25 protein-coding genes are annotated in these 24,191 nt (G+C 64.4%); 15 read left to right on the top strand and 10 right to left on the bottom strand.

All coding sequences use genetic code 11. The features are described 5' to 3' along the window. Positions 1 to 95 precede the first annotated feature (95 nt). The 3 genes from FJ988_RS17995 (at position 96) to cobO (ending at position 2,071) form a co-directional block, all read left to right on the top strand. Entirely contained in the window at positions 96 to 782 is a 687-nt protein-coding gene (locus tag FJ988_RS17995; RefSeq protein ID WP_140819694.1) for a gamma-glutamylcyclotransferase, read from the top strand. 127 nt (positions 783 to 909) lie between these two features. Then, positions 910 to 1,440: a bifunctional adenosylcobinamide kinase/adenosylcobinamide-phosphate guanylyltransferase gene (cobU, locus tag FJ988_RS17990; protein ID WP_140819693.1), complete on the top strand. Its 531-nt coding sequence runs from the start codon at positions 910 to 912 to the stop codon at positions 1,438 to 1,440. Between the two features lies 1 nt (position 1,441). Next, positions 1,442 to 2,071 (top strand): cob(I)yrinic acid a,c-diamide adenosyltransferase, encoded by a 630-nt coding sequence (gene cobO, locus FJ988_RS17985; protein ID WP_140819692.1) that lies wholly within the window; start codon positions 1,442 to 1,444, stop codon positions 2,069 to 2,071. Here cobO and cbiB read toward each other — a convergent pair. Further along, complete coding sequence (cbiB, locus tag FJ988_RS17980) at positions 2,068 to 3,075, bottom strand: adenosylcobinamide-phosphate synthase CbiB (protein ID WP_140819691.1); 1,008 nt, start codon at positions 3,073 to 3,075, stop codon at positions 2,068 to 2,070. The genes cobO and cbiB overlap by 4 nt on opposite strands. On the opposite strand from cbiB, the gene cobD reads away from it, so the two are divergent. Continuing rightward, positions 3,074 to 4,129, top strand: coding sequence for a threonine-phosphate decarboxylase CobD (gene cobD / locus FJ988_RS17975; protein ID WP_181183577.1), 1,056 nt, complete (start codon positions 3,074 to 3,076; stop codon positions 4,127 to 4,129). The two genes, cbiB and cobD, sit on opposite strands and share 2 nt — an antisense overlap. Next, positions 4,126 to 4,635 (top strand): tyrosine phosphatase family protein, encoded by a 510-nt coding sequence (locus FJ988_RS17970; protein WP_140819690.1) that lies wholly within the window; start codon positions 4,126 to 4,128, stop codon positions 4,633 to 4,635. The genes cobD and FJ988_RS17970 overlap by 4 nt, the downstream gene beginning before the upstream one ends. An 8-nt stretch (positions 4,636 to 4,643) precedes the next feature. Here FJ988_RS17970 and FJ988_RS17965 read toward each other — a convergent pair whose 3' ends face one another. Both FJ988_RS17965 and FJ988_RS17960 read right to left on the bottom strand, forming a co-directional pair. After that, on the bottom strand, positions 4,644 to 5,441 hold the full coding sequence (locus tag FJ988_RS17965) for a creatininase family protein (protein ID WP_140819689.1): 798 nt from the start codon (positions 5,439 to 5,441) through the stop codon (positions 4,644 to 4,646). Between the two features lie 70 nt (positions 5,442 to 5,511). After that, a complete protein-coding gene (locus tag FJ988_RS17960; protein WP_140819688.1) occupies positions 5,512 to 5,895 on the bottom strand; it encodes a RidA family protein in 384 nt (127 codons plus the stop codon). Between the two features lie 251 nt (positions 5,896 to 6,146). Between FJ988_RS17960 and FJ988_RS17955 the strand changes: the two genes are divergently transcribed. The 9 genes from FJ988_RS17955 (at position 6,147) to FJ988_RS17915 (ending at position 13,319) form a co-directional block, all read left to right on the top strand. Beyond that, complete coding sequence (locus FJ988_RS17955; protein ID WP_140819687.1) at positions 6,147 to 7,151, top strand: ABC transporter substrate-binding protein; 1,005 nt, start codon at positions 6,147 to 6,149, stop codon at positions 7,149 to 7,151. Positions 7,152 to 7,166: 15 nt separating this feature from the next. Continuing rightward, a complete protein-coding gene (locus FJ988_RS17950; RefSeq protein WP_140819686.1) occupies positions 7,167 to 7,985 on the top strand; it encodes an ABC transporter ATP-binding protein in 819 nt (272 codons plus the stop codon). Beyond that, entirely contained in the window at positions 7,972 to 8,823 is an 852-nt protein-coding gene (locus FJ988_RS17945; protein ID WP_140819685.1) for an ABC transporter permease, read from the top strand. The genes FJ988_RS17950 and FJ988_RS17945 overlap by 14 nt, the downstream gene beginning before the upstream one ends. A 33-nt stretch (positions 8,824 to 8,856) precedes the next feature. Continuing rightward, positions 8,857 to 10,155 (top strand): cytosine deaminase, encoded by a 1,299-nt coding sequence (locus FJ988_RS17940; RefSeq protein WP_140819684.1) that lies wholly within the window; start codon positions 8,857 to 8,859, stop codon positions 10,153 to 10,155. A gap of 2 nt (positions 10,156 to 10,157) precedes the next feature. Beyond that, positions 10,158 to 11,555: an FAD-binding oxidoreductase gene (locus tag FJ988_RS17935; protein ID WP_140819683.1), complete on the top strand. Its 1,398-nt coding sequence runs from the start codon at positions 10,158 to 10,160 to the stop codon at positions 11,553 to 11,555. Beyond that, a complete protein-coding gene (locus FJ988_RS17930) occupies positions 11,555 to 12,136 on the top strand; it encodes an NAD(P)H-dependent oxidoreductase (RefSeq protein ID WP_181183576.1) in 582 nt (193 codons plus the stop codon). The genes FJ988_RS17935 and FJ988_RS17930 overlap by 1 nt, the downstream gene beginning before the upstream one ends. Continuing rightward, positions 12,136 to 12,723 carry an NAD(P)H-dependent oxidoreductase gene (locus FJ988_RS17925; protein ID WP_140819681.1) on the top strand — a complete coding sequence of 196 codons (588 nt, stop codon included), beginning with the start codon at positions 12,136 to 12,138 and terminating at the stop codon, positions 12,721 to 12,723. The genes FJ988_RS17930 and FJ988_RS17925 overlap by 1 nt, the downstream gene beginning before the upstream one ends. Before the next feature lie 75 nt (positions 12,724 to 12,798). Beyond that, complete coding sequence (locus FJ988_RS17920; RefSeq protein ID WP_140819680.1) at positions 12,799 to 13,032, top strand: hypothetical protein; 234 nt, start codon at positions 12,799 to 12,801, stop codon at positions 13,030 to 13,032. Further along, on the top strand, positions 13,029 to 13,319 hold the full coding sequence (locus tag FJ988_RS17915) for a type II toxin-antitoxin system RelE/ParE family toxin (RefSeq protein ID WP_140819679.1): 291 nt from the start codon (positions 13,029 to 13,031) through the stop codon (positions 13,317 to 13,319). Before FJ988_RS17920 ends, FJ988_RS17915 begins: the two co-directional genes overlap by 4 nt. A gap of 54 nt (positions 13,320 to 13,373) precedes the next feature. Here the strand turns inward: FJ988_RS17915 and FJ988_RS17910 are convergent, their stop codons facing one another. The 5 genes from FJ988_RS17910 to FJ988_RS17890 form a co-directional block, all read right to left on the bottom strand. Beyond that, positions 13,374 to 15,821, bottom strand: coding sequence for an FAD-dependent oxidoreductase (locus tag FJ988_RS17910; RefSeq protein WP_140819678.1), 2,448 nt, complete (start codon positions 15,819 to 15,821; stop codon positions 13,374 to 13,376). Further along, the gene (locus tag FJ988_RS17905) at positions 15,818 to 16,999 is read right to left on the bottom strand and encodes a pyridoxal phosphate-dependent aminotransferase (protein ID WP_140819677.1); all 1,182 of its coding nucleotides are present in this window, start codon (positions 16,997 to 16,999) and stop codon (positions 15,818 to 15,820) included. Before FJ988_RS17905 ends, FJ988_RS17910 begins: the two co-directional genes overlap by 4 nt. Next, complete coding sequence (locus tag FJ988_RS17900; protein ID WP_140819676.1) at positions 16,999 to 17,898, bottom strand: homocysteine S-methyltransferase family protein; 900 nt, start codon at positions 17,896 to 17,898, stop codon at positions 16,999 to 17,001. The genes FJ988_RS17905 and FJ988_RS17900 overlap by 1 nt, the downstream gene beginning before the upstream one ends. Further along, positions 17,895 to 20,348: an FAD-dependent oxidoreductase gene (locus FJ988_RS17895; RefSeq protein ID WP_140819675.1), complete on the bottom strand. Its 2,454-nt coding sequence runs from the start codon at positions 20,346 to 20,348 to the stop codon at positions 17,895 to 17,897. The genes FJ988_RS17900 and FJ988_RS17895 overlap by 4 nt, the downstream gene beginning before the upstream one ends. A gap of 98 nt (positions 20,349 to 20,446) precedes the next feature. Further along, positions 20,447 to 21,046 carry a helix-turn-helix domain-containing protein gene (locus tag FJ988_RS17890; RefSeq protein ID WP_140819674.1) on the bottom strand — a complete coding sequence of 200 codons (600 nt, stop codon included), beginning with the start codon at positions 21,044 to 21,046 and terminating at the stop codon, positions 20,447 to 20,449. 226 nt (positions 21,047 to 21,272) lie between these two features. Between FJ988_RS17890 and FJ988_RS17885 the strand changes: the two genes are divergently transcribed. Beyond that, positions 21,273 to 21,977, top strand: coding sequence for a nitroreductase (locus FJ988_RS17885; RefSeq protein ID WP_140819673.1), 705 nt, complete (start codon positions 21,273 to 21,275; stop codon positions 21,975 to 21,977). 22 nt (positions 21,978 to 21,999) lie between these two features. Here FJ988_RS17885 and FJ988_RS17880 read toward each other — a convergent pair whose 3' ends face one another. Together FJ988_RS17880 and soxG are read right to left on the bottom strand one after the other, a co-directional pair. Further along, complete coding sequence (locus FJ988_RS17880; RefSeq protein ID WP_246688584.1) at positions 22,000 to 23,382, bottom strand: MFS transporter; 1,383 nt, start codon at positions 23,380 to 23,382, stop codon at positions 22,000 to 22,002. Positions 23,383 to 23,602: 220 nt separating this feature from the next. Next, positions 23,603 to 24,190, bottom strand: a complete 588-nt coding sequence (gene soxG, locus FJ988_RS17875; RefSeq protein WP_140819867.1) for a sarcosine oxidase subunit gamma family protein — start codon at positions 24,188 to 24,190, stop codon at positions 23,603 to 23,605. Between the last annotated feature and the right edge of the window lies 1 nt (position 24,191).

The raw sequence follows: 24,191 nt of genomic DNA, 5'->3' as shown, positions 1-24,191 counted from the left end.
CCTGGCTGATGATAGCGGACACCCGGGCAAAGTCGTTGTCAATTGCCGGCCCGCGTGCATTGTGGTGGCTGCGCGAGGCCCCTATGGTCGCCCGCATGTTGCCAAGAACCATGTCGCTCACCGAGGAACTGGTCGCCCGCTGCTTTCGCGTCGTCGAGGACAGCGGACCCGATCCCGACGCGGCGCATCTGGATGACGGCGACTACGCGGCGATGATCGATGCGCTCGAGGCGCAGTTTGCGCCGACCGAACCGCTCTGGCTGTTCGGCTACGGCTCGCTGATCTGGAAGCCCGAGATCGAGCACACCGAGGAACGCGTGGCGCTGGCGCGCGGCTGGCACAGATCCTTCTGTATGAAGATGACGCGCTGGCGCGGCACCAAGGAGCAACCCGGGCTGATGATGGCCTTGGATCGCGGCGGACAATGCAAGGGCGTCGCCTTTCGGCTGGGCGACGGCGACAGGCGCGAGCAGCTCGACAAGCTCTTGCGGCGCGAGGTGACGCTGAAGCCGACCAGCTATCATCCGCGCCTGCTCAATCTGGCAAGCGATGGCGGCCCGCTGCGGGCGCTGGCCTTCGTCATCAATCGCCAGGGGACCACCTATGCCGGCCCGCTCAGCGAAGACGAAGTGGTCGAAAGGCTGGCGACCTCCTGCGGTCATTGGGGCTCGGGCGCCGACTATCTCTACAACACGGTGAAGAACCTGGAGCGGCGCGGCATCCACGATGCGCGCCTGTGGCGGCTGCAGCAGCTGGTCGCGGCCCGGATCGCGGCTTCGTAGCGCCGGAAGGCGTGCCGCAATCGCGCCGGGACAGGGCGGAAATTGGTTTGCCGGCCTCGGCGCTTCTGCCTAAAGTCCCGCGCCAATGGCCTCATGGCCACGATTCATCCAAGGATAAGGACAGGAAATGACCGGCGTGACGGCCGCTAGTGCTGGCAAACTGACTTTTATCCTGGGCGGCGCGCGCTCGGGCAAGAGTTCGCATGCCGAGGGCCTGACGACCGGTTTTCCGTCGCCCTGGGCCTACATCGCCACGGCGCAGGCCTATGACGACGAAATGCGCGAACGCATCGCGCTGCATCGGTCGCGGCGCGGCGAAGGCTGGGTCACGGTCGATGCGCCGCTCGACCTGGTGGGCGCAATCGAAGCCTTGCCGGATCACCAGCCGGTGCTGATCGATTGCCTGACGCTGTGGCTCACCAATCACATGCTGGCCGAGCATGATGTCGAGGCCGAAAGCCGGCGGTTGTCGGATGTGCTGTCGCGGCCGCGCGGACCGTGGTTCGTGGTCTCGAATGAGGTGGGCTTGGGCATCGTGCCCGACAATGCGCTGGCGCGCCGGTTCCGCGATGCCGCCGGGCGGTTGAACCAGCAGGTCGCGGCCGTTGCCGACAATGTGCTGATGATGGTGGCGGGGCTGCCGCTCAAGGTGAAATGACATGACCGAGATCGAAGACAAGCCCATTGACGACAAGGACGCCGAGCGCCACCGCGCCAAGATGGCCAAGCGCAAGGCGGTGCAGGATGCCGAGGTGGCCGGCAAGACGATCGAGAAAGGCCTTTTGATCGTCAACACCGGGCCGGGCAAGGGCAAGACGACCGCTGCTTTCGGGCTGGCGCTCAGGATGCTGGGCTACGGCAAGCGCGTCGGCGTCGTCCAGTTCATCAAGGGCAAATGGCACACCGGCGAAAAGGACGCCTTCGCCGCCTTCGGCGACCGCGTCGTCTGGCATGCGATGGGCGAGGGGTTCACCTGGGAAACGCAGGACCTCAAGCGCGACATCGCCGCCGCCGAAGCCGCCTGGGCCAAGGCGCTGGAATTGATGGCCGATCCGTCGATCAGCCTGGTCGTGCTCGACGAACTCAACATCGCGCTGCGCTACGACTATCTCGACCTCGAGAGAGTGGTCGCGGCGCTGAAGGCGCGCCGGGACGACCTGCATGTCATCGTCACCGGCCGCAACGCCAAGCCGCTGCTGGTCGAGGCGGCAGACCTTGTCACCGAGATGGGGCTGACCAAGCACCATTTTTCTGCCGGGGTGAAGGCCCAGCAGGGGATCGAGTTTTAAAGCGGGCTAGCGCCCTGGCCGCTTATCATCATGGTCAGGTAGATCACCGCCGTCGACAGGATCGCGAACAGGCCGAGCAGCAGAGCGTCGGCGACGCGGTAGAGTTTCAGCGCCTGGCGGATGTCGGTGCTTTCGGCCTCGCGCCGGCCGCCTTCGCCCATATAGGCGTCCTCGACCATTTCGCCGCCATAGCTGCGCGGCCCGGCGAGCGACAGCCCCAGCGCGCCGGCCATCGCGGCCTCCGGCCAGCCGGCATTCGGAGAGCGGTGCTTTCTGGCGTCGCGGCGCATCACCTGCCAAGCCGCGCGCGGGTCGGCGCCGGGCACGAAAAATGCCGCCAGCACGATGAGCAGGCCGGTGAGCCGCGACGCCGGCAGATTGATCAGGTCGTCGAAGCGGGCGGCCGCCCGACCGAAAGCCTCATATTGCGGCGTGCGGTGGCCGATCATCGAATCGGCGGTGTTGGCGGCCTTGTAGGCGGCTCCGCCACCTAAACCACCAATGCCGGTCCAGAAGGCGGGCGCAACGACGCCGTCGGAAAAATTCTCGGCCAGGCTTTCTATCGCCGCGCGGGCAACGCCGGCCTTGTCCAACTTTTCCGGGTCGCGGCCGACGATGCGCGAGACGGCTATGCGGCCGAGCGTCAGACCGCCGGTTTCCAGGGCGTCCGCCACATCCTCGACATGCTCGGCGAGACTTTTCTGCGACAGGAGCGTTGAGCCGAGGATGGCGGCGATGATCAGGCCCATGGGAAAAATCATCCAGAGCAGGATATGCAGGGCGAGGCCGATGAGGCCTGGAACCAAAAGGATGACCAGCAGCGCCCGCACACCCTGGCGGCGACGTATTTCGTCGGAATCGGTGGCGCGGTTGAGCCGGCGATCGAGAAAGGATATCAGCCTGCCGATCCAGGTGACCGGATGGCCGATGGCGTTGAACAGCCAGTCCGGATAACCGAGGATCCGTTCAACGGCGAGTGACAGGAAAGCGATCAGGATCGACATGAAGCTTCTTGACGGAGCGATTGCTGCGGTGGATCACGGCGGATCCCTTGGCCGGGCGAGCGCGCTCTTCCCCCACGCGCCACGGCCTTTCGTCGACCTTTCGACAGGTATCAATCCGCACTCCTACCCGCTTTTCGACCTGCCCGCCACTGCCCTGTCACGTTTGCCGGAATCGCAACGATTGCGCGAATTGGCCGAAATTGCGGCCAAAGCCTATGGCGCGCCTTCGGCGGCGCATGTGGCGGCGGGGCCGGGCACGCAGATCCTGTTGCCGCGCGTCGCCTCGCTGGTGAAGCCCGGCAAGGCGCTGGTGCTCGGTCCGACCTATGCCGAGCACGCGAGGGCGGCGGCAATCGCCGGCCATGCCGTGGCGGAGGTGGGTGAATTCGATGCGCTGGCGGGTGCCGACCTTGCCGTGCTGGTAAATCCGAACAATCCGGACGGGCGGCTGATCGAAAGGCCGCGCCTGCTCGACCTTGCCGCGCGGCTTCGCGCCAAGGGTGGCTTGCTGGTCGTCGACGAGGCCTTCATGGATGTGGGTCCGATCGAGCAAAGCCTGGCTGGCGATGCCGGCGAGGGCGGCATCGTCGTGCTGCGCTCCTTCGGCAAGTTCTTCGGCCTTGCCGGCGTCAGGCTGGGCTTCGCACTGGCGGATCGGCTGACCGCAGAGCGGCTGGAAACGCAGCTCGGTCCCTGGGCGGTGGCGGGGCCGGCGCTCGAATATGGCATCCGCGCCCTGTCGGACACAAGATGGCAAACCGATATGCGCCGTCGTCTGGCGGCGGATGCCGGACGGCTCGACGCGCTCTTCGACCGCTTTGGCATTCCGGTGGCCGGCGGCACGTCCTTGTTCCGCTATCTGTCTTTCGCCAGTGCTCCGGGCCTGTTTTCGGCACTCGGCGAGCGTGGCGTTCTGGTCCGCCACTTCGCCGGACGGCCGCAAGTGCTGCGCGTCGGCCTGCCGGGCAGCGACGAAGAATGGCGGCGTTTCGAATCGGCGCTTGCGGCCTGGGCCGCGCGGCGCGACGATCGGGCAGAGGATAAAACACGATGATCCATGTCTGCTCGCTGTCGAAGGTCGACGAAACCGTAGCAAGGACCGGCGCGCAGCGCCTGCTGTCGCTGCTCGCCGCCGGCACGGAGGTGGTCCGGCCGGCTTCGATCCTGGCGCAAAACCATCTGCATCTGGTTATGCACGACATTGCGGTCGCGCAGGACGGCATGACCATGCCCGGCGAAGAGCATGTGCGTGCCTTGCTCGATTTCGCCTATCGCTGGGACCGGGCAAAGCCGATGGTCGTGCATTGCTATGCAGGGGTCAGCCGCTCGACCGCTTCGGCCTACATCATCGCGGCGGCTCTTTCGCCCAAGCGCGACGAAATGGAACTCGCCCAGACGCTGCGCTTTCTTTCGCCGACGGCGACGCCCAATCCGCGGCTGATCGCGGTGGCCGACACGCTGCTGAAGCGCGACGGCCGCATGGTCGCGGCGATCGAAGCGATCGGCCGCGGCGCCGACGCTTTCGAAGGGATACCCTTCGAGCTTGCTATCGAAGAGTAGCGCTGCCGCTACGACAGCCACTCCGCAAGCTTCGCCTTTCGCACATCTCTGACCAGGCTGATGAAGCCATCGGCCTGATGCTCGGCGGTCAGCCGGCCTTTCTCGGCGGTGGCGATCGAGGCATCGCCGACCACGCCGTTCGGATTGAGGTCGCTGGCGATCCAGGCGAAGGCGTGCGTGCCGGTGTGGCGCAGCAGCGAAAATTCCTTTTCGGCGCGGCCGACATTGGAGACGAAATTATCCGCCTTGCCCATGTCGACGAGATCGGGCCGAAAATGCAGCATCAGCGAGGTCTCGACATCGCCGCCATGGATGCCGTGCCGGTCCTCGAGCTCGGTATACATGCCGGCCGGGCGGCCGAAGCGCTGCCAGCTCGTCTTCACCGCCAGCATCTTGGCCCGCACGCGCAACTCGCGCGTGATGATGCCCATGATCTCCTCGTTGCCGCCATGCGAATTGACGACGATCAGTTTTCTGACGCCGGCGCGGGCGATCGACAGGCCGAGTTCGGTCCAGGCATCGACCAAGGTCGTTGCCGGCAGCGTAAGCGTGCCCGGCGCATGCAGATGCTCGTTCGACTTGCCGATCGCCTGTATCGGCAGGATACGGATATCGAGATCGTCAGGCAGGCGGGCGATCACCGTCTCCAGCATGCCCGTCATGATCGAAGTGTCGGTCGATACAGGCAGATGCGGACCATGCTGCTCGATCGCCGCCACCGGCAGCACGGCAATGGTCGCTTCGGCATCGATCGAGGCGTATTCCGTCGTCCGGTAATCGCCCCACCACACTCGTTTTTTCGTCACTGTCGTCTCCCGATGGGTTCTTTTGTTCGGCCTTGAGCGGTCTAATGGGCCTGACAGCTCCGAGCAACCGCTAGCCAGCGGCCAGCACCTCGACCTCGACCTTGAACTCGGGGCGGGCAAAGCCCGAAACGATCATCAGTGTCGAAGCCGGCGCGGGGTCGGAAAACAGCCGGTTGCGTACGTCCATATAGGCCTGCAGGTGCTCGCGCCCGGTGACGAAGGCGTTGATGCGCACGATGTCGTTCAGCGTCAGCCCGGCTTCGCTGAGAATCGCCGCGATGTTCTTGAAGCACAATTCCGTCTGCGCGCCCGTGTCCTCGGGAACATGGTCGTCGGGTCCGATGCCAAGCTGGCCCGAACAGAGCACCAGGCGTTTCCCGGCGGGAATCTCGACCCCATGGCTGTAGCGGGCGAAGGGCGGCTTGATCGACTTGGGGGCGAGGTATTTCAGCATGGCATTCTCCTGTGTGCCGCAAACTAAGGCTCGATTCATGAAAGCTTCAAGATGCGGTGCATGCCGCCAGGGCGATTATGGACAGGCGTCCAAAAAATAGGCACGATGCCTTTCGTACAGCATGACCCTTCCGGTCTCGGCAATGACTGCCGCGCAAGCGGGCGGCCCGGGCGGTGGCATGTGTCTTGCTTCTTGAACCAATGGTGTCGAGCCCAGCGCGCAGCGCGCCGGAGCCAAGAGAGGGTGAGTTTATGATCGGAAATGGGAAGATCCTGGCGGGCTCGATCGCCTTGCTGGTGGCGGGCACGCTGACGGCCGCTGCGAACGAGAAGGTGACGTTCGGCACGAACTGGCTGGCCGAGCCGGAACATGGCGGCTACTACCAGGCCGTGGCGGACGGCACCTATGCCGCCTGCGGTCTCGACGTTACCATCATGCAGGGCGGCCCGCAGGTCAGCGGCCGGCCGATGCTGTTGGCCGGCAAGATCGATTTCTACATGGGCGGCAATCTGCTTTCGGCCTTCGACGCCGTGCAGCAGGGCATTCCGATGCGCGTCGTCGCCGCCGACTTCCAGAAAGATCCGCAGGTCATCATGTCCCAGCCGGGGCAGGGGCTGGACAAGTGGGAAGACCTCAAGAATGCCGACCAGTACATCCTGGGCGACGAAGGCGCGCAGACCTTCTTCCAGTGGATGGTCACCGAACTCGGCTTCGATGCCGCCAAGCGCGTGCCCTACACGTTTAACCCGGCGCCCTTCATCGCCAACAAGAAGTCGATCCAGCAGGGCTATGTGACGTCCGAGCCGTTCGCGGTGCAGAAGGCCGGCGGCTTCGTGCCGAACCAGTTCCTGCTCGCCGACTATGGCTGGGATACCTATGCGACGACTGTCGAGGTCATGCAGGATACGATCGACAAGCGGCCGGAGGTCGTCCAGTGCTTCGTCGATGGCTCGGCCAAGGGCTGGTACAATTATCTCTACGGCGACAACAAGGCCGCCAACGACATGATCAAGAAGGACAATCCGGACATGACGGATGAGCAGATCGCCTTCTCGATCGAACAGCTGAAGAAGTTCGGCGTGGTCGATTCCGGCGATTCGGAAAAGCTCGGCATCGGCGCCATGACCGACGCGCGCATCCAGAGCTTCTACGACAAGATGGTGAAGGCCAAGGTCGCGCAGCCGGGCATCGACATCAAGAAGGCCTATACGCTGGCCTTCATCAACAAGGGTGTCGGGCTGGAGCTGAAGAAGTAAGGCGGCCCGCCTGAGATGATCCAAGAGAAAGTGGCGCAGAAAGCGGCATCGGGCGAGGCCCCGATGCTGCTTTCGCTGCGCAATGTCGGCAAGGTCTTCTCCAACGGCGTGACGGCGCTGAGCAAGGTCGATCTCGCCATCCGCGAGGGCGATTTCCTCAGCCTGCTCGGGCCCTCCGGCTGCGGCAAGTCGACCGCGCTGCGCCTGATTGCCGGCCTGTCGACGCCTACCTCCGGCCAGCTCGACTGGCGCGGCCCGGCCGACCGCTCGAATATCGGCTTCGTCTTCCAGGAGCCGACATTGCTGCCCTGGGCCAGCGTCTTCGACAATGTCTGGCTGCCGCTCAGGCTGAAGGGCGTGTCGCGTGCCAAGGCGGAGCCGGCGGTGATGGAGATGCTGTCGCGCGTCCATCTCACGGGCTTCGAGAACGCCGTGCCGCGCGAACTTTCCGGCGGCATGAAGATGCGCGTCTCGATCGCGCGGGCAATGGTGACCAAGCCGCGCATCCTGTTGATGGACGAGCCCTTCGCGGCGCTCGACGAGATCACCCGCTTCAAGCTCAACAACGACCTTTTGGAACTGTGGCAGGACGAGCGCTTCACCGTCGTCTTCGTCACTCACAGCGTCTTCGAAAGCGTGTTCCTGTCCAGCCGCATCGTCGTCATGGCGGCGCGTCCGGGCCGTGTCTTCGGCGAGCTGACCGTCGATGCACCTTATCCGCGCGACGAGGTTTTCAGAACCTCTCCCGATTATGCAGCGCTTTGCCGCCAGGCCTCGGACGTGCTGGTCAATGCCATCAACTCAACCGCCGGACCGCACCATGACGGCCATTGAAGAAACCACGCTGAAGCTCGATCCCGAAGAGGCGCGGCGCGTGCGCCAGGAGCGGCTGGAGCGCATCGGCAAATGGGTGCTGCCGCTGGCGATCATGGTGCTGGCGATCTGGCTGTGGGACCGCATCTGCGTCTGGAACGAGATCCCGCAATACATTCTGCCGCGCCCGGGCGTCGTGCTGCAGACGCTGCACAATGATGCCGGCCTGTTGTTTTCCTCGCTCCTGGTGACGCTGAGGATCACCTTTCTCAGCCTGCTTCTCGCGGTCATCGGCGGCGTCGGGCTGGCGGTGCTGTTCGCGCAGTCGAAATGGGTGGAGATGTCGTTCTTCCCCTTCGCCATCGTGCTGCAGGTGACGCCGATCGTCGCCATCTTCCCGCTGATCAACATCTATGTGAACAACCAGACGGTGAAGCTCTTGCTCTGCGCCTGGATCGTCGCCTTCTTCCCGATCCTGTCCAACACGACCCTCGGGCTGAATTCGGTCGACCGAAACCTGCGCGACCTGTTCAAGCTCAACGGCGCGACGCGCTGGCAGCAACTGCGCTACCTGCGCCTGCCGGCGGCAATGCCGTACTTCCTCGGCGGGCTGAAGATCGCCGGTGGCCTGTCGCTGATTGGCGCTGTCGTGGCCGAGTTCGTCGCCGGCGCGCAGGGGCAGTCGTCGGGGCTGGCGTCCCGCATCATCGAGGCCGGCTACCGGCTCAATGCGCCACGCCTGTTCGCGGCGCTGATCCTGATCTCGCTGACCGGCATATTGATCTTCCTGGTGCTGTCGCTCGTGTCGCATCTCATACTGCGCCGCTGGCACGAGAGCGCGCTGAAGCAGGAGCGCTAGGGTGGTTTGTTCCGTCACCCAAGGGAGCCGCATTTGATTCCGGACAAAGCCTCATACCAGCTCGCCAATGTCCGGCTGCATGCTTCGCTGACGCCCGGCCTAGCCGCGGCTTTTGATGCCGATGGCTTCGCGCTTGTCGACATAGCCGTCGTCGACGGCAGGATTTCCAGTATCGCGGCACCAGGCAAATCGAAGCCGGAGACCGAGGCGATCGATCTCGGCGGACGCATCGCGCTGCCATGCTTCGTCGACTGCCACACCCACATCGACAAGGGTCACATCTGGCCGCGCAAACCCAATCCCGACGGCACTTTCATGGGCGCGCTTAACGCCACCGGCGCCGATCGCGCCGCGCGCTGGAGCGCCGAAGACGTCGCGCGGCGCATGGATTTCTCTCTGCGCTCGGCCTTTGCCCACGGCACCAAAGCGGTGCGTACCCATCTCGACAGCGTGCCACCACAGGAAGAAATCTCGTGGCCGGTGTTCGAGGCGATGCGAGAAAAATGGCGCGGCCGGATCGATCTGCAGGCCGCCTGCCTGCTCGGCATCGAAGGCGTGCGCGACAAGGCATGGTTCGAGAAGCTGGCGAAGCGTGTCGCCGCTGCAAAGGGCGTGCTCGGCGTCGTCACCTATATGGTGCCGGACCTAGAGGAATTGCTCGACCAGGTGTTTGCGCAAGCGATCAGGCACGGGCTCGACCTCGATTTCCATGCCGACGAGACCGACGACGTCGCCGCGATCTCGCTGAAGAAGATCGCCGAAGCCGCGCTGTGGAACAGTTTTGACGGCAACATCCTCGTCGGCCATTGCTGCTCGCTGGCGCGGCAACCGGACCTCGAGGTGCTCGACACGCTGGACAAGGTGGCGAAGGCGGGGCTGGCCGTGGTGTCTTTGCCGATGTGCAACCTTTATCTGCAGGACCGGCGTGGCGATCAGACCACGCCGCGCTGGCGCGGCGTGACGCTGCTGCATGAGATGAAGGCGAGGGGCATCAAGGTGGCGGTCGCCTCCGACAACACGCGCGATCCGTTCTACGCCTATGGCGATCTCGACATGCTGGAGGTCTACCGCATGGCGACGCGCATCCTGCATTTCGACCATCCGGTAAGCGATTGGCCGAAGGCGGTGGCGGCGACACCGGCCGAGGTGATGCGGCTCGACGGCGCCGGTACGCTGGCCGTCGGCGGCAGCGCCGATTTCATCCTCTTCAAAGGGCGGAGTTGGACCGAATTGCTGTCGCGGCCCGAATCGGATCGCATCGTCGTGCGCGACGGCAGGGCGATCGAGCGCAAACTGCCCGACTATGCCGAACTCGACGAATTGATGGTGTGACGATGGATATCGCAGCGCTGAAGCGCGACCTCGACGGGATCAAGATCGACGACCATCCGGCGATCGTGCAGCAGAAGAGCCGCGACTTCTACTGGTACAGCCCGGTGCTGAAAGCGCAGCTCGACCATGTCAAGGGCGACCTGATCGTCACGCCGAAGAGCGAGGACGAGGTGATCCGCGTGCTTGCCGCCTGTCATCGGCACGGCGTGCCGGTGACGCCGCGCGGCAGCGGCACCGGTAATTACGGCCAGGCGATGCCGCTGTCGGGTGGAGTGGTGCTCAACCTTGCCGAGATGAACGCGGTCAAGTCGATCGCGCCGGGGCGCGTGGTCACCGGGCCGGGCGCGGTGCTGGCCGACATCGACAAGGCGACGCGCGCGCATTCCAGCCAGGAACTGCGCATGTCGCCCTCGACCTACAACACCGCGTCGATCGGCGGCTTCGTCGCGGGCGGTTCGGGGGGCGTCGGCTCGATCCGCTGGGGTGGATTGCGCGACCTCGGCAACGTCATCCGGCTGCGGACGGTGACGATGGAGGCCGAGCCGCGCGTCATGGATCTGACCGGCGAGGACGTGCTCAAGGTCATGCATGCCTATGGCACCAACGGCATCATCACCGAGGTCGAGATGCCGCTGACGGCCAGATATGACTGGATCGACGTCATCGTCGGTTTCGACGATTTCATGGATGCGGCCGGCTTCGGCAACGGTCTTGCAGAGCAAGACGGCATATTGGCCAAGCTGATCACGCCTATCGCCGCGCCCATCCCTTACGACTATTTCAAGCGGCACCAGAAATTCTTCCGGCGCGAGCAGAGCATCGTGGTGTGCATGATCGCGCCGCATGCAATGGACGCCTTTGTCGCATTCGTGCGCAGCACCAGGGGCGAGATCGTGTTCCGGGCCGACCAGGAGGCCGATCTCAAGGGGCTGCCGCCGGCCTATGAACTGACCTGGAACCACACGACGCTGCGCGCGATCCGCGTCGATCCGACGATCACCTATCTGCAGACGCGCTATCCGTCGCCGGATCATCTCGCCCACGTCAGGGCGATGGTCGAGCGTTTCGGTGACGAGGTGCCGGCGCATCTCGAATTCATCCGCTTCGACGGCGCGATCGGCGCCGCAGGCCTGCCGCTGGTGCGCTACACCACCGAAGAGCGACTCGACGAGATCATCCGCATCCATGAGGACAATGGCTGCTGGATCTTCAATCCGCATCGCTACACGCTGGAAGAGGGCGGCATGAAGCGTACGGACGACGTGCAGCTTGCCTTCAAGCGCGACACCGATCCGCAGGGGCTGCTCAATCCAGGCAAGATGATCGCCTGGGAGAACCCCGCCTACGACTATCGCTCGGGCAAGCCGTTCCTGTTCAAGGGGCTGCAGAAGGCCGGCTGATGAACATCCTCGTGCTCTACGCGCATCCGGTGGAGACCAGCTTCAATGCCGGCCTGCACCGGACGATCGTCGAGCGGCTTTCCGCGAAGGGGCATACGGTCGACGACTGCGATCTCTATGCGGAGGATTTCGACCCGCGCCTGACACGGGCCGAGCGGCTCGGCTACCATGATCAGCGGAGCCCTGCCGACGCCGTCGCCGGCTATGTCGAACGGCTCAAAAAAGCCGAGGCGCTGGTGCTGTCATTTCCGGTCTGGAACTACGGCTATCCGGCCATCCTGAAAGGCTTCTTCGACCGTGTCTTCCTGCCCGGCGTGTCGTTCAAGCTGGTCGACGGCAAGGTGCAGCCGACGCTGCACAACATCCGTAAGCTCGCAGCCGTGACCACCTATGGCGGCAGCCGCTTTCGGGCGATGCTGATGGGCGATCCGCCGCGCAAGATCGTGAAACGCATGCTGCGAGCCACCATCAAGCCTGGCGCCTCCGTCTCCTATCTCGCGCATTACTCGATGAACCTCTCGACCGACGAGACGCGCAAGGCCTTCACCGCCAAGGTCGCGGCCAAGATGGATCAGTTCTGATGCGCGTGCTGGTGGTCTACTGCCATCCGGTTCCCGAAAGCTACTGCGCGGCGATCCGCGACACCGCCCTCGATGTGCTGAAAGCGCGTGGCTGGGAGGTGCGGCTGCTCGATCTCTATGCCGAGAATTTCGATCCGGTGATGAGCTGCGAGGAGCGCCGCTCCTACAACGACCGTGCGCCGGAGGATCCGGCGCTCAAGCCGCATTTCGAGCTGCTGAAATGGGCCGAAGCGATCCTCTTCATCTACCCGACCTGGTGGTACGGCCTGCCGGCGATGCTGAAGGGCTGGTTCGACCGGGTGTGGGCGACCGACATCGCCTTCCAGCTGCCGGCGGGAAAGGGCGGGATAAAATCGCTGATGACGCATGTCACCAAGGTCGGCGTCATCACCACCTGCGGCGCGCCGACCTGGTGGAGCGTCGTCGTCGGCCAGCCGGGCCGCAAGACGATTCTGCGCGGCATGCGGGCGATCTGCGCCAGGCGCTGCAAGACGTTTTTCCTGGCGCACTACCTGATGGATGCCTCGACGCCGAAGACGAGGGCGGCGTTTTTGGTCAAAGTTCGCAAGACACTGGAGCGGTTTTAGGGGCTCCAGCTTCCCTGCGGGAGCGCGCCGAACGGATGCCTTTTTTTATGCGGAAATGAAGTGCATATTAAACGCATGACCAAGCTCTTCGAACATGCCGTCCAACGTGTCCGCACCCTGCCTTCTGAATTGCAGGACGAGTATGCGCGTGTCCTCTTGCGCCTCGCGGGTGATGAGGGGGATGAACCTGTTCATCAACTGGACCGCCAGGAAAAAGCCTCACTCGCTATGTCCCGGGCGCAGGCTGCGCGTGGTGAATTTGCAACCGACGAGGAAGTCCGTGCTGTTTGGGCGAAGCACGGCCTGTGAAGCTTCGCTATACGCTGGCAGCGTTAGCCGAGTTGGATGAGGTTCTCGGCGATATCGCATTGCAGTCACCCAAAGGAGCGAAGCGCATCCAAGCCAGACTCCATGCGGTCATCGATCTATTGCTTGAACATCCCCTAAGCGGCGTCGCTACAGACGAAAGGCCGATGCGCCGGATCGTCGTGAGGCCCTATCCCTACCTGATCTACTACGAGCCTCCCGCCGACGAAATCGTGATTGTCGGTATTCGCCACGGTGCTCGCGATCCCTCAACCATGCCGGACAAGTAACAACGGCCCACGATCACGCCTACGGGCATCCTGCCTCAAGCGGACAGAGGAAACCTACATCTTCACGCGTTCCGCCTTCGGATCGTACATCGGCTTCAGCGAGGCCTCGGCGGCAAACCGCTCTCCAGCGATCTCGACCTCGTAGGACGAGGCCAGCACATCCGCCTCGCTCTCGCCCTGGCACGGCACATAGCCGAGGCCGATGGCGCCGCCGAGGTGGTGGCCGTAATTGCCTGAGGTGATCGGACTGACGATCCGGCCGTCGCGCAGGATCGCCTCGTTGTGGAAGAGCAGGGGCTCAGGGTCCTTCAGGCGGAACTGGACCAGCCGGCGTGACAGGCCGGCTTCCTTCTTGCGCAGCACGGCGTCGCGGCCGATGAAGCCGGCTTTGCTCGTCTTCACCGCGAAGCCGAGGCCGGCCTCCAGCACATTGTCCTCGTCGGTGATGTCGTGGCCGAAATGGCGGAAGGCTTTTTCGATGCGGCAGGAATCCAGCGTATGCAGGCCGCATGGCTTCAGGCCGACATCGGTGCCGGCTTCCGCGATCGCCTCGAAGACATGCGCCGCCTGGTCGGTCGAGACATAAAGTTCCCAGCCGAGCTCGCCGACATAGGTGACGCGGTGGGCGCGGGCCAGGCCCATGCCGATCTCGATCTCCTGGAAGGTGCCGAACGGATTGGCTTCGTTGGAGAAATCGTTCGGGCTGACCTTCTGGATCAGTTTTCGCGAGTCCGGACCCATCAGGCAGATCACGGCTTCGGCGGCGGTCACGTCGGTAATGACGACGAATTCGTCGGCGATGTGCTTGCGCAACCAGGCGAGATCGCGCTGCAGCGTCGCGCCCGGCACGACGAGGAAATAGGCCGTCTCCGAAAGCCGCGTCACGGTGAGGTCGCTCTCGATGCCGCCCTTGGCGTTGAGCATCTGCGTGTAGACGATCTTGCCGGGCGCCACGTCCATGTCGTTGGCGCAGAGCCTTTGCAGGAAGGCACAGGCATCGCGTCCCTCGACACGGATCTTGCCGAAGGAGGTCATGTCGAACAGGCCGACGCCGTTGCGCACGGCCAGATGTTCCTCGCGCTGGTTGTCGAACCAGTTCTGCCGCTTCCAGGAATAGCGGTATTCGCGCTCTTGGCCGGGCCTAGCGAACCAGTTGGCGCGCTCCCAGCCGGCGACCTCGCCGAACACGGCGCCGCGCGCCTTCAACTGTTCGTGCAAAGGCGAGCGGCGCACGCCGCGCGATGTCGCCATCTGGCGGTAAGGGAAATGGTCGGCATATAGCAGGCCGAGCGTTTCGGAGACGCGCTCTTTCAGATAACGGCGGTTCTTCTGGAACGGCTGGGCGCGGCGGATATCGACTTCCCAGAGATCGAAGGGCGCCTCGCCGTCGTTGATCCATTGCGCCAGCGCCATGCCGGCGCCGCCGGACGAGACGATGCCGATCGAATTGTAGCCGGTCGCCATCCAGTAGCCGGCGAGCTCCGGCGCCTCGCCGAGATAGTAGCGGTCGTCGGGGGTAAAGCTTTCGGGGCCGTTGAAAAAGGTATGGATGCCGGCAGTGCCCAGCATCGGCATGCGGTTGACGCCCATTTCGAGGATCGGCTCGAAATGATCCATGTCCTCGGGCAACTGGTCGAAGCAGAAATCCTCGCGGATGCCGTCCATGCCCCAGGGTTTCGCCACCGGCTCGAAAGCGCCGAGCATCATCTTGCCGGCGTCTTCCTTGTAGTAGGCGCATTCGTCCGGAACACGGAGCACCGGCAGGCGCGATAGGCCGGGGATCGGCTCAGTGACGAGATAGAAATGCTCGCAGGCGTGCAGCGGGATGGTGACGCCGTTCTGCCGTCCGAGCTCGCGCGCCCACATGCCGGCGCAGTTGATGACGATGTCGGTCTCGATCGTGCCTTGGTCCTCGCCCTGTGCCCAGGAGACGCCGGAGACCCGGCCGTTCTTCGTGTGCACCTTGGTGACCTTGACATTCTCGATGATGGTCGCGCCACGCTGCCGCGCGCCCTTGGCCAGCGCCATGGCGATGTTGGCCGGGTCGCACTGGCCGTCGAGCGGCAGATGCACGGCGCCGACCACGTCGGACACATTGAGATGCGGATACATCTCACTGACCTCGCTTGGCGAGATCTCGCGCACGTCGACGTCGAAGGCACGGGCAAGGGAAGCCTGCCGGTAGATCTCGTGCTTGCGCTCCTCGGTCAGTGCCACGGTGATCGAGCCGACCTGGCGCATGCCGGTGCCGACTTCGGTCTCGGCTTCGAGCTTGACGTAGAGGTCGGCCGAGTATTTCGCTAGCCGCGTCATGTTCTGCGAGGCGCGCAGCTGGCCGATCAGGCCGGCCGCATGCCAGGTGGTGCCTGAGGTCAGCTGCTTGCGCTCGAGCAGCACGATGTCGGTCCAGCCGAGCTTGGCCAGGTGATAGGCGACCGAGCAGCCGGAGATGCCGCCGCCGATGATCACGGCGCGGGCTTTTGCAGGAACAGTCTTGGTCATGCGGCCTCGCGGCGATAGTTGGAGGCGAAGCGGCGCAGGCGAAGTGCTGCTTCCTTGAGGATGGGTTCGGGCTGGCAGAGGCTGATGCGGATATGGCCGGCGGCGGCCTCGCCGAAGCTCGATCCCGGCATGACGCCGACGTTCTCCTTGTCGAGCAGGCCCCAGGCGAATTTCTCGTCGTCGGGCTCGATGGACGAGATGTCGAGCATGACATACATGCCGCCTTCCGAGCCGTGCACGGTGACGTCGTTCATACCGCGCACGGCCTCCAGCATCAGGGTGCGGCGCGCCGCATAGCGCTCGGCGATCTCTTTCACGCCATAGTGGTTCTCAAGTGCCTTGGCGCAGGCGATCGAGATGAAGGCCGGCAGGCCGTAGGTTGTCACCAGATTGAGGTCGGTGAACAACCTGATCATCTCTTTCGGGCCGGTCAGCCAGCCCATGCGCCATCCGGTCATGCCATGGCTCTTCGACATCGAGTTGATGACCAGCGTGCGCTCGGCCATGCCGGGTAGCGAACGCGGCGAGATGTGCTCGCCACCGCCGAGCGTCCAGTAGACCTCATCCGACAGCAGCCAGAGATCGTGCTCCTTGCAGATGGCGGCCAGCTCTTCCAGCCGCTCGCGCGAATAGACAGCGCCCGTCGGATTGTTCGGCGTGTTGATCAGGATGGCCCGGGTGTTGGGCTTGAGCGCAGCGCGGATCATGTCCGCGCGCGGTTGAAAACCGTCCTCGGCCGGCGTCTCCACCACGGTGAAGGTCGCGCCGGCGGCGCTGAAGGTGTTGGGGTAGGTGGCGTAGTAGGGGGCGACCACGATGGCGTGGTCGCCGGGATCGAGCACGGTCTGCACGGCGGCGTAGAGCGCCGCCTGTCCGCCTTGCGTGGCGATGATCTCGTCGGGATCGGTCTCGATGCCGGTGCAAGCGGTGGATGCCGCCGCCATCGCCTTGCGCAGGCGCGGCAGGCCGGGCAGCGGCGTATAGTGGTGGTTGCTGCCGCGCACGGCGTTGACGCAAGCCTCGATCGTCTCCGACGGCGTATCGAAATCGTGGTCGCCGACCGACAGCATGATGATGTCCTCGCCGGCCTGCTTGCGCGCCCAGGCGGCGGAGTGAACCTCCCATCCGTCCTTGCCCGAAGGCACGATGCCCGTAATGCGCTTTGATGGTCTTGGCATCACTGAACTCCCGAAATGCGATGGCCTGCCTGCTCGAGCCGGTCGCGCAGGGCGACAATATGGGCGGGTCCGACCTCGCAGCAGCCGCCGACGATATGGGCGCCGGCTTCGACCCAGCCAATGGCCTGTTCGGCATAGGCCTCCGGGTCGAGATCGTGGCGGGCATGCAGCACCTCGACGGTGCCGCCATGCTTCAGCGCCTCGACCGAGGTGAAGCCGTTGGCATAGGCGCCGACCGGCCCGCCAAGCGCGATCAGCTCGGCCATCGCGGCGCTGACCGCTTCCGGCCGGCAGCAATTGATCAGCCGTGCCGCGACCGACAGGTCGCCGAGCGCGGCGGACGCCGCGGCGATGGTTTCGCCGCTGCGCAGGCGCGGCGCGCCGTGATCGGCCAACGTCCACGACACCCATACCGGCTTGCCGCTTTCCGAGGCCGCGGTGACGGCCGCGCGCGCCTCGTCGGCCGAGGCCATAGTCTCGCATAGGAACAGGTCGACGCCATCGGCCTGTTCGGCCACGATGCGGCGATAGATATCGAGCGTCTCTTCGTAGGAGATGGTCAGCGCCGGTGCATAGCTGCCGAACAAAGGCGACAGGCAGCCTGCGATGGCCGCGTCGCCGGCCTGATTGCAAGCCTGCCTTGCCAGTTCGATGCCGCGCTTCTGCAACGGCTTGAACAGGTCCTCCGCGCCCTCGCGCGCCAAGCGCTCCGGCGTTGCCGAATAGGTGTTGATGGTGATGACGCGGGCGCCGGCGCGGATGAATTCCGCATGCAGGTCGCGCACCAGGTCCGGCTCGTCGATCAGCACCCTGGCCGACCAAAGCGGCGTCGGTTCGGATTTGCTGCGGCGGACCAATTCCTGGCCCATGCCGCCGTCGGTGAGGATCACGGAGGTCACGCGCGCAGCCTTTCGTTCTTCGGGTCCCAGAGCGGCTCGTCGTTCTGCACGACCGCCCTGAAGCGATCGCCGAAGATCTCGACCTCGACGGCCGTGCCTGGCTCGGTCAGATCAATGCGCAGCATGCCGAGCGCGATCGATTTGTCGATGCGATGGCCCCAGCCGCCAGAGGTCGTCTCGCCGACGATGCTGCCGTCATGCCAGAGCGTCGACATATAGGGCGCATCGCAATCGCCGGGGTTCTCGACGACCAAAGTGACGAAGCGCTTCTTCACGCCATGCTGCTTTTCATTGAGCAGAGCCGCCTTGCCGCGGAAGTCGGGCTTGTCCCACTTCACGAAGCGCTCCAGCCCGCCCTGCAGGATCGAATAGTCGGTCGACAGGTCGCCCTTCCAGGCGCGGTAGCCTTTTTCCAACCGCAGCGAATCCAGTGCATACATTCCGAACGGCTTCAGACCGTGCCTCTGGCCTGCAGCCCAGACGGCGTCGAAGATCGCCAGCGTATCGGCGACCTTGGTGTGGATTTCCCAGCCGAGTTCGCCGGCGAAGGAGACGCGCACCAGCTTCGCCCAGCGTCCGGCGATGGTGGTTTCCTGATGCGTCAGCCAGGGCAGTGTCAGGTCGGCGGCGCAAACCTCGGCGAGGATTTTGCGCGAGTTGGGGCCGGCGAGGATCTGCGTCGAATATTCCTCGGTGCGGTCGGTCAAAGTGAAGGTCGCGTCGGCCGGCATGCGCGACTTCAGCCATTCGAAGTCGTGCCACTGCGCCACCGCGGCGGTGATCAGCGTCATCTGCTCCTCGCCATGGCGCACCACCGACATTTCGGTGACGATGCGGCCTTTGTCGTCCGAGAAATAGACGAGGCCGATGCGGCCGGGCTTCGGCACCAGGCCGGTCACCTGCTGCGCCAGCCAGTCGGCCGCGCCTGGACCTTCGAGGTTGAAGCGCGAGAAGCCGGGCAGGTCGAGGATGCCGGCGGCGTCGCGTACCGCGTGGCATTCCTCGCGCACGGCGCGGTGCCACGGACCTTCGCGGCGGAAGGTGAGGGTGGATTCTTCCGATGTGTCGTCGCCGGGCTTCGCATACCAGGTGGCGCGCTCCCAGCCATTATAGGCGTCGAACTGGCCGCCAAGCGCCTTGATGCGCTCATGCAGCGGCGAGAGCTTGCGGTTGCGCCCTTCCGGCCAGGCATGGCGCGGGAACTGGACGGCGTATTCGTTGCCGTAGATTTCCATGCCCTTGGCGACGCAATAGTCAGGCGCGGATGCGAAGCTCGTGAAGCGGCGCGGATCGCAGGACCACATGTCCCATTCGGTCTGGCCTTCGGTAACCCATTCGGCCAACACCTTGCCGGCGCCGCCGCCTTGCGCGATGCCGAAGGTGAAGACGCAGGCTTCGAAGGCGTTGGGAACGCCGGGCATCGGCCCGATCAGCGGATTGCCGTCCGGCGCATAGGGGATCGGCCCGTTGATGACTTTCGACAGGCCGGCGGTGCCGAGGATCGGCACGCGCGCGACCGCGTCGGCGAGGTAGTGCTCCAGACGGTCGAGATCGTCGGGGAACAGCTGGAAGGAGAAATCCTCCGGCATCGGATCGTTGTGGGTCGCCCAATGTGCGCGGCAATTGCGCTCATAGGGGCCGAGATTCATCCCGGTCTTTTCCTGGCGCAGATAGTAGGAGGTATCGACGTCGCGCAGCAGCGGCAGTTTCTTGCCCTGTTCCTTCGACCATGCCGCCAATTCGGGGATTTCCTCGAACAGGATATACTGATGGCTCATCACCATCATCGGCACTTCGCGGCCGAACATCTTGCCGACCTCGGCGGCGCGGTAGCCGGCGGCGTTGACGACGATCTCGCAGCGGATCTCGCCTTGCGGCGTTTCGACCACCCATTCGTCGTTCTCGCGGCGCACGCCGGTGACCGGGCAGAAGCGGATGATCTTGGCGCCCATGTCGCGCGCGCCCTTGGCCAAAGCCTGGGTCAGCTGCGCCGGGTCGATGTCGCCGTCACTCGGATCGTAGAGCGCGCCCTTCAGTTCATGCGTCTCGATGAAGGAATAGCGGCGCTTGATCTCGTCGAGGCCGACGACGTCGATGTCCATGCCCTGATAGCGGCCCATGCCTTTGGCGCGCTGGAACTCCTGCATCCGTTCCTTGGTGTGGGCGAGGCGCAGCGAGCCGGTGACGTGGTAGTTCATCGGATAGTCGACGGCTTCGGCGAGGCCCCGATAGAGCTCGGTCGAATAGCGCTGCATGTTCATCAGCGACCAGGACGACGAGAAGGTCGGGACGTTGCCGGCCGCATGCCAGGTCGAGCCCGAGGTCAACTCGTTCTTTTCCAAGAGCACGCAGTCGGTCCAGCCCGCCTTGCACAGGTGATAGAGTGAGGAGGCGCCGACGACACCGCCTCCGATGATCACCACGCGCGCCGTGGTCGGCAAACCGGCCATGTTTCTCCCTCCAAAGTCTCAGCGCTTCGCGCTTCGATTTTTGTTTGATGCATGTCGCCATCCCAAACCGCTTCGCACTTTTGGGCGACATACATCGATCAATACACGGGTGGCGACACCACCCAGATGACGATCGCCGGTTCGGTGCCCGGATTGCGCCAGCGATAGGGCTTGCCTTCGAAACGGAACGAGTCGCCTTCGCCGAGATGATGCCAGACGCCGCCGATTTCGATGTCGAACAGGCCGGACGCGATGTATCCGGCCTCTTCGGTCGGCCGCAGCGCCGCGACCTTCAATTCCGCGCCAGGCGCGAACACCGAGCGCACCATCTCGAAGCTACCGCCGAGATCGGGTGAGAGAAGCTCTTCCACGAAGCCCGATTCATTTGTGCCAAGTACGCGCCGGCGGCCGGCGCGCACGATCACGCCGCGCTCTTCTTCGGCCGGAACGTCATGGCTGAAGAACAGGCTGATCGGCACGCCGAAGAGGTCGGCGAACGCCCTGAGGTCGCCGAGCGAAGGCACTGACAGGCCGCGCTCGACTTGGCTGACCCAGCCGACGGAGCGGCCGAGCTTCAGCGCTATCTCGGCCAGCGTCAGGCCGCGCGCCTTGCGCAGCGCGCGGATGTCTCCGGCAAGCAGCCGGTCGCCACTGTCCTTATCCGATCTTGCGGCGGTCGGGGTCAAATCGGGTTCCATGAAAAAATCCGGATAAATTTCATGGGAGGCTAAGCCAGTGAAAAAATCAAGGGCATTTTCATAGGCCACAAGATTTGCTTGCGCGATTTTGCCGGTTGATGCAAAGGCTCGCGCACGAGCGGCGAGTGGGGCGTCGGGTCGGGGACCAGTTTTAGCTTGTAGTCTGCGGGTGGTCGTCAGGGAAACCGGGGTTGCGGGTTTCGGGCCATGCGCAAAGGGACGGCCCATGCTTGAGAAAAACCCGCGGATCGCATCGGATGCGGCGATCGTCGACGAGGCGATCATATCGCGCCGTTCGGTGCGCGCCTTCCTGCCCGATATGGTCGACGACGGCACGATCCGCGACATACTGGCGGTTGCCGCGCGAGCGCCGTCGGGCACCAACATGCAGCCCTGGCGCGTCTATGTGACCAAAGGCGAGGTCAAGCAGCGCATCAGCGACGCCATCCTCAATTCCGGCATCCGCGCCGAGAAGGTCGAGTGGGACGAGTATCGCTACTATCCCGACCAGTTCTTCGAGCCCTATTTGACCCGTCGCCGCGCCAATGGCTTCGGGCTCTACGGCGCGCTCGGCATCGGCCGGCGCGAAGTCGACAAGATGCGGGCGCAGCACGACCGCAACTTCATCTTCTTCGACGCCCCTGTCGGCATGATCTTCACCATCGACCGGCGGCTGAACCAGGGGTCGTGGATCGACTACGGCATGTTCCTGCAGAACATCATGGTCGCGGCGCGAGGCAGGGGCCTGCACACCTGCCCGCAGGCCGCATTTGCGCCCTATCACCGGCAGATAAGGCCGGTGCTCAACATTCCCGACGAAGAGATCGTCGTCTGCGGCATGGCGTTGGGTTACGAGGACACCTCGAAGCCCGAGAACGAGTTCCGCACCGACCGCGCGGCGATCGAAGACTGGGTGACGTTCAGCGAATAGTGCCGCCGAGTGATTCCACCGGTCAGTCCGTCGTCATATGCGCGCCGTGGCCGCTGACATGGGCGCCGTCCTGCGGCGTCAGCCGCAGATAGGCTGAGAGAGCGCAGAGCGTGATCAGGCCCTCGATGACGAACAGGATGCGATAGTCGTTGACGCTGGCCTGGCCGCCGCCGGCGAGCAGCGACAGCACTGCCGCTGCGAGGCCGACGCTGATCGCCACCGCAAGCTGCCACAGAATGTAGTAGATCGCGCTGAAGCGGGCGAGCTGCTCCGGCGCGATGTCCGAATAGGAGAGATTGCCGGTCGAGGCCCATTGCACGGACCGGAAGACGCCGAAGGTGAAGATGTAGGCCAGCACGATCCAGGTCGGCGTGCTCGCCTGCATCAGGGCAAAGCCGGCGACCAGTGATGCGACGATCGGCGTGTTGGTGATCAGCACGCGCCTGAAGCCGAAGCGGTTCAACAGGCGCGGCATGAAGAAGCGCATGATCAGCGATCCGATCGCGGCGACGAAGGTCAGCGATCCGGCCTGTACGGCGCTCATGCCGAAACCGAGCTGGAACATCAACGGCAACAGGAAAACCACGGAACTCAAGCCGATCGTGTCGAGGCCGCCGCCGGTGAGGAAGGAGATGCGGAAGGTGCGGATGCGCAAAAGCTTGAGATCGAGGAGCGGGTTGCGCGCACGCAGGCAGTAGAAGGCGGCAACCGCCAGGATGGCGATCGCCAGGCCGAGCTCGAGGCCGATGACACTGCTCGCGGCATCCTTGGCGGCAAGCGAATCCATGCCGAACACCAGCAGCCCCATGCCGCTGCCGACGAGCAGGAAACCCGGAAAATCGAATGGCGTTCGCACAGGCTTGGTGGTTGAGGGAAACAGCGAGGCGGCCAGCAGCGCGGCCGTCAGCGCGATCGGGATGTTGATGTAGAAGATCCAGCGCCAGGAGATGTAGGTGGTCAGCGCGCCGCCGACCAGCGGGCCGACCAGCGGCCCGGATTGGCCGGCGAGCGAGATGTACATGTTGATCTTCAACGTGCGGTCGCGCGGGAAGCTCGACAGGATGACGACCTGGCCGAGCGTGCCCAACAGCGCGCCGCCGCAGCCCTGCAAGGCGCGCGAGCCGACCAGCATCCAGATGTTTTCCGATAAGCCGCAGAGCGCCGACGCGCTGGCGAACACCAGCAGCGCGAAGCAATAGACATTGCGCAGGCCGAAACGGTCGGCCAGCCAGCCGCCAAGCGGCATGGTGACGATGAGGCTGGCGACATAGACCGTGATCAAGAGGCCGAGCTGGCTCGGCGGGCGGTCGAGGCTTGCGCCGATGCCGGGCAGCGCGGTGACGATGACATTCTGGTCGAGGCTGGTCATGAACACGCCGCAGGCGACGGTTGCCGGCAGCAGCATTGACGGGCCGTCCGCCGGAGCAAAGCGGGTCGTGGCCGTCGCCGAAGTCTCTAAAGTCATGGGAGAGTTGGTCGAATTCGTTGCTTGAGCGGACGTCTGCCCTGGCAAACGCCGATGATTCCTTAGCTATCGTCCTTGCTGGCCCAACGCTCAAGCAGCAGTTGTGGTCGTTCGTAGTGCCAGATCACCAGCTGGACCAATTCCTGACCTGCCTGCGGGATTACTGCACCTCGTATCCGACTTCCTCACTGGCGTGGCACAAGGCCTTCCAGAAGGAGCGGGCGAAGGAGCGGAAGACGTAGATGTCGAACTGGTCGGCGCCGCTGCGCTGGATCTGTGCGAAGACGTCGTGATGGTTGGTCGAACGTCCAGCGCCGAGCGGGAAGGCCGGCAGGGCGAAGTCGATGGCGAAGAATTTCGCCATCACCCATTCGGCCTTCGGTCCGGCGATGCGAAGCGCGGTGCGGCCATGCGACAGATCGGTCAGCGTGCCGATGGCCGGCGTGATGGCGCCGGCGAAGGCCTGAGCCAAACCCTCGGCTTCGTCCACCACCGTGAATTTCCCCGGCGCGAAGCCGAAGACGGCGCGGACGCCGCTGCTGATGCCGCCGCCCGCGCCATCGGGCAGGGCGAGGCCGGTAATCTTGCGGATAACCTCGATCAACCGCTTCTCCTCGCCCGGCCAGGCGGCGAGCTGCAGGATCGAGCCCGGCCGCGTCTCGGACAGGATGACGTCGACGCCTTGTTCGAAATTACCGTGCGATCCGGGATGATAGTCCGGCTCGAGCGGCGACAAGCGGTCGGGCAAT

It is taken from the genome of Mesorhizobium sp. CU3, assembly GCF_006442965.1.
Classification (GTDB): Bacteria; Pseudomonadota; Alphaproteobacteria; order Rhizobiales; family Rhizobiaceae; genus Mesorhizobium.
This window is presented reverse-complemented; position numbering and strand designations above follow the sequence as displayed.

Bases quoted from the DNA above. Each gene is read 5' to 3' on its own strand.
- FJ988_RS17890 (WP_140819674.1), bottom strand. From the start codon at position 21,046: ATGGAACCCGATTTGACCCCGACCGCCGCAAGATCGGATAAGGACAGT.
- FJ988_RS17920 (WP_140819680.1), top strand. From the start codon at position 12,799: ATGACCAAGCTCTTCGAACATGCCGTCCAACGTGTCCGCACCCTGCCT.
- cobU (WP_140819693.1), top strand. From the start codon at position 910: ATGACCGGCGTGACGGCCGCTAGTGCTGGCAAACTGACTTTTATCCTG.
- cobD (WP_181183577.1), top strand. From the start codon at position 3,074: ATGAAGCTTCTTGACGGAGCGATTGCTGCGGTGGATCACGGCGGATCC.
- FJ988_RS17995 (WP_140819694.1), top strand. From the start codon at position 96: ATGTTGCCAAGAACCATGTCGCTCACCGAGGAACTGGTCGCCCGCTGC.
- FJ988_RS17895 (WP_140819675.1), bottom strand. From the start codon at position 20,348: ATGGCCGGTTTGCCGACCACGGCGCGCGTGGTGATCATCGGAGGCGGT.
- FJ988_RS17960 (WP_140819688.1), bottom strand. From the start codon at position 5,895: ATGCTGAAATACCTCGCCCCCAAGTCGATCAAGCCGCCCTTCGCCCGC.
- FJ988_RS17950 (WP_140819686.1), top strand. From the start codon at position 7,167: ATGATCCAAGAGAAAGTGGCGCAGAAAGCGGCATCGGGCGAGGCCCCG.
- cobO (WP_140819692.1), top strand. From the start codon at position 1,442: ATGACCGAGATCGAAGACAAGCCCATTGACGACAAGGACGCCGAGCGC.
- FJ988_RS17910 (WP_140819678.1), bottom strand. From the start codon at position 15,821: ATGACCAAGACTGTTCCTGCAAAAGCCCGCGCCGTGATCATCGGCGGC.
- FJ988_RS17880 (WP_246688584.1), bottom strand. From the start codon at position 23,382: ATGCTGCTGCCGGCAACCGTCGCCTGCGGCGTGTTCATGACCAGCCTC.
- cbiB (WP_140819691.1), bottom strand. From the start codon at position 3,075: ATGTCGATCCTGATCGCTTTCCTGTCACTCGCCGTTGAACGGATCCTC.
- FJ988_RS17905 (WP_140819677.1), bottom strand. From the start codon at position 16,999: ATGCCAAGACCATCAAAGCGCATTACGGGCATCGTGCCTTCGGGCAAG.
- FJ988_RS17925 (WP_140819681.1), top strand. From the start codon at position 12,136: ATGCGCGTGCTGGTGGTCTACTGCCATCCGGTTCCCGAAAGCTACTGC.
- FJ988_RS17885 (WP_140819673.1), top strand. From the start codon at position 21,273: ATGCTTGAGAAAAACCCGCGGATCGCATCGGATGCGGCGATCGTCGAC.
- FJ988_RS17970 (WP_140819690.1), top strand. From the start codon at position 4,126: ATGATCCATGTCTGCTCGCTGTCGAAGGTCGACGAAACCGTAGCAAGG.
- FJ988_RS17935 (WP_140819683.1), top strand. From the start codon at position 10,158: ATGGATATCGCAGCGCTGAAGCGCGACCTCGACGGGATCAAGATCGAC.
- FJ988_RS17945 (WP_140819685.1), top strand. From the start codon at position 7,972: ATGACGGCCATTGAAGAAACCACGCTGAAGCTCGATCCCGAAGAGGCG.
- FJ988_RS17955 (WP_140819687.1), top strand. From the start codon at position 6,147: ATGATCGGAAATGGGAAGATCCTGGCGGGCTCGATCGCCTTGCTGGTG.
- FJ988_RS17930 (WP_181183576.1), top strand. From the start codon at position 11,555: ATGAACATCCTCGTGCTCTACGCGCATCCGGTGGAGACCAGCTTCAAT.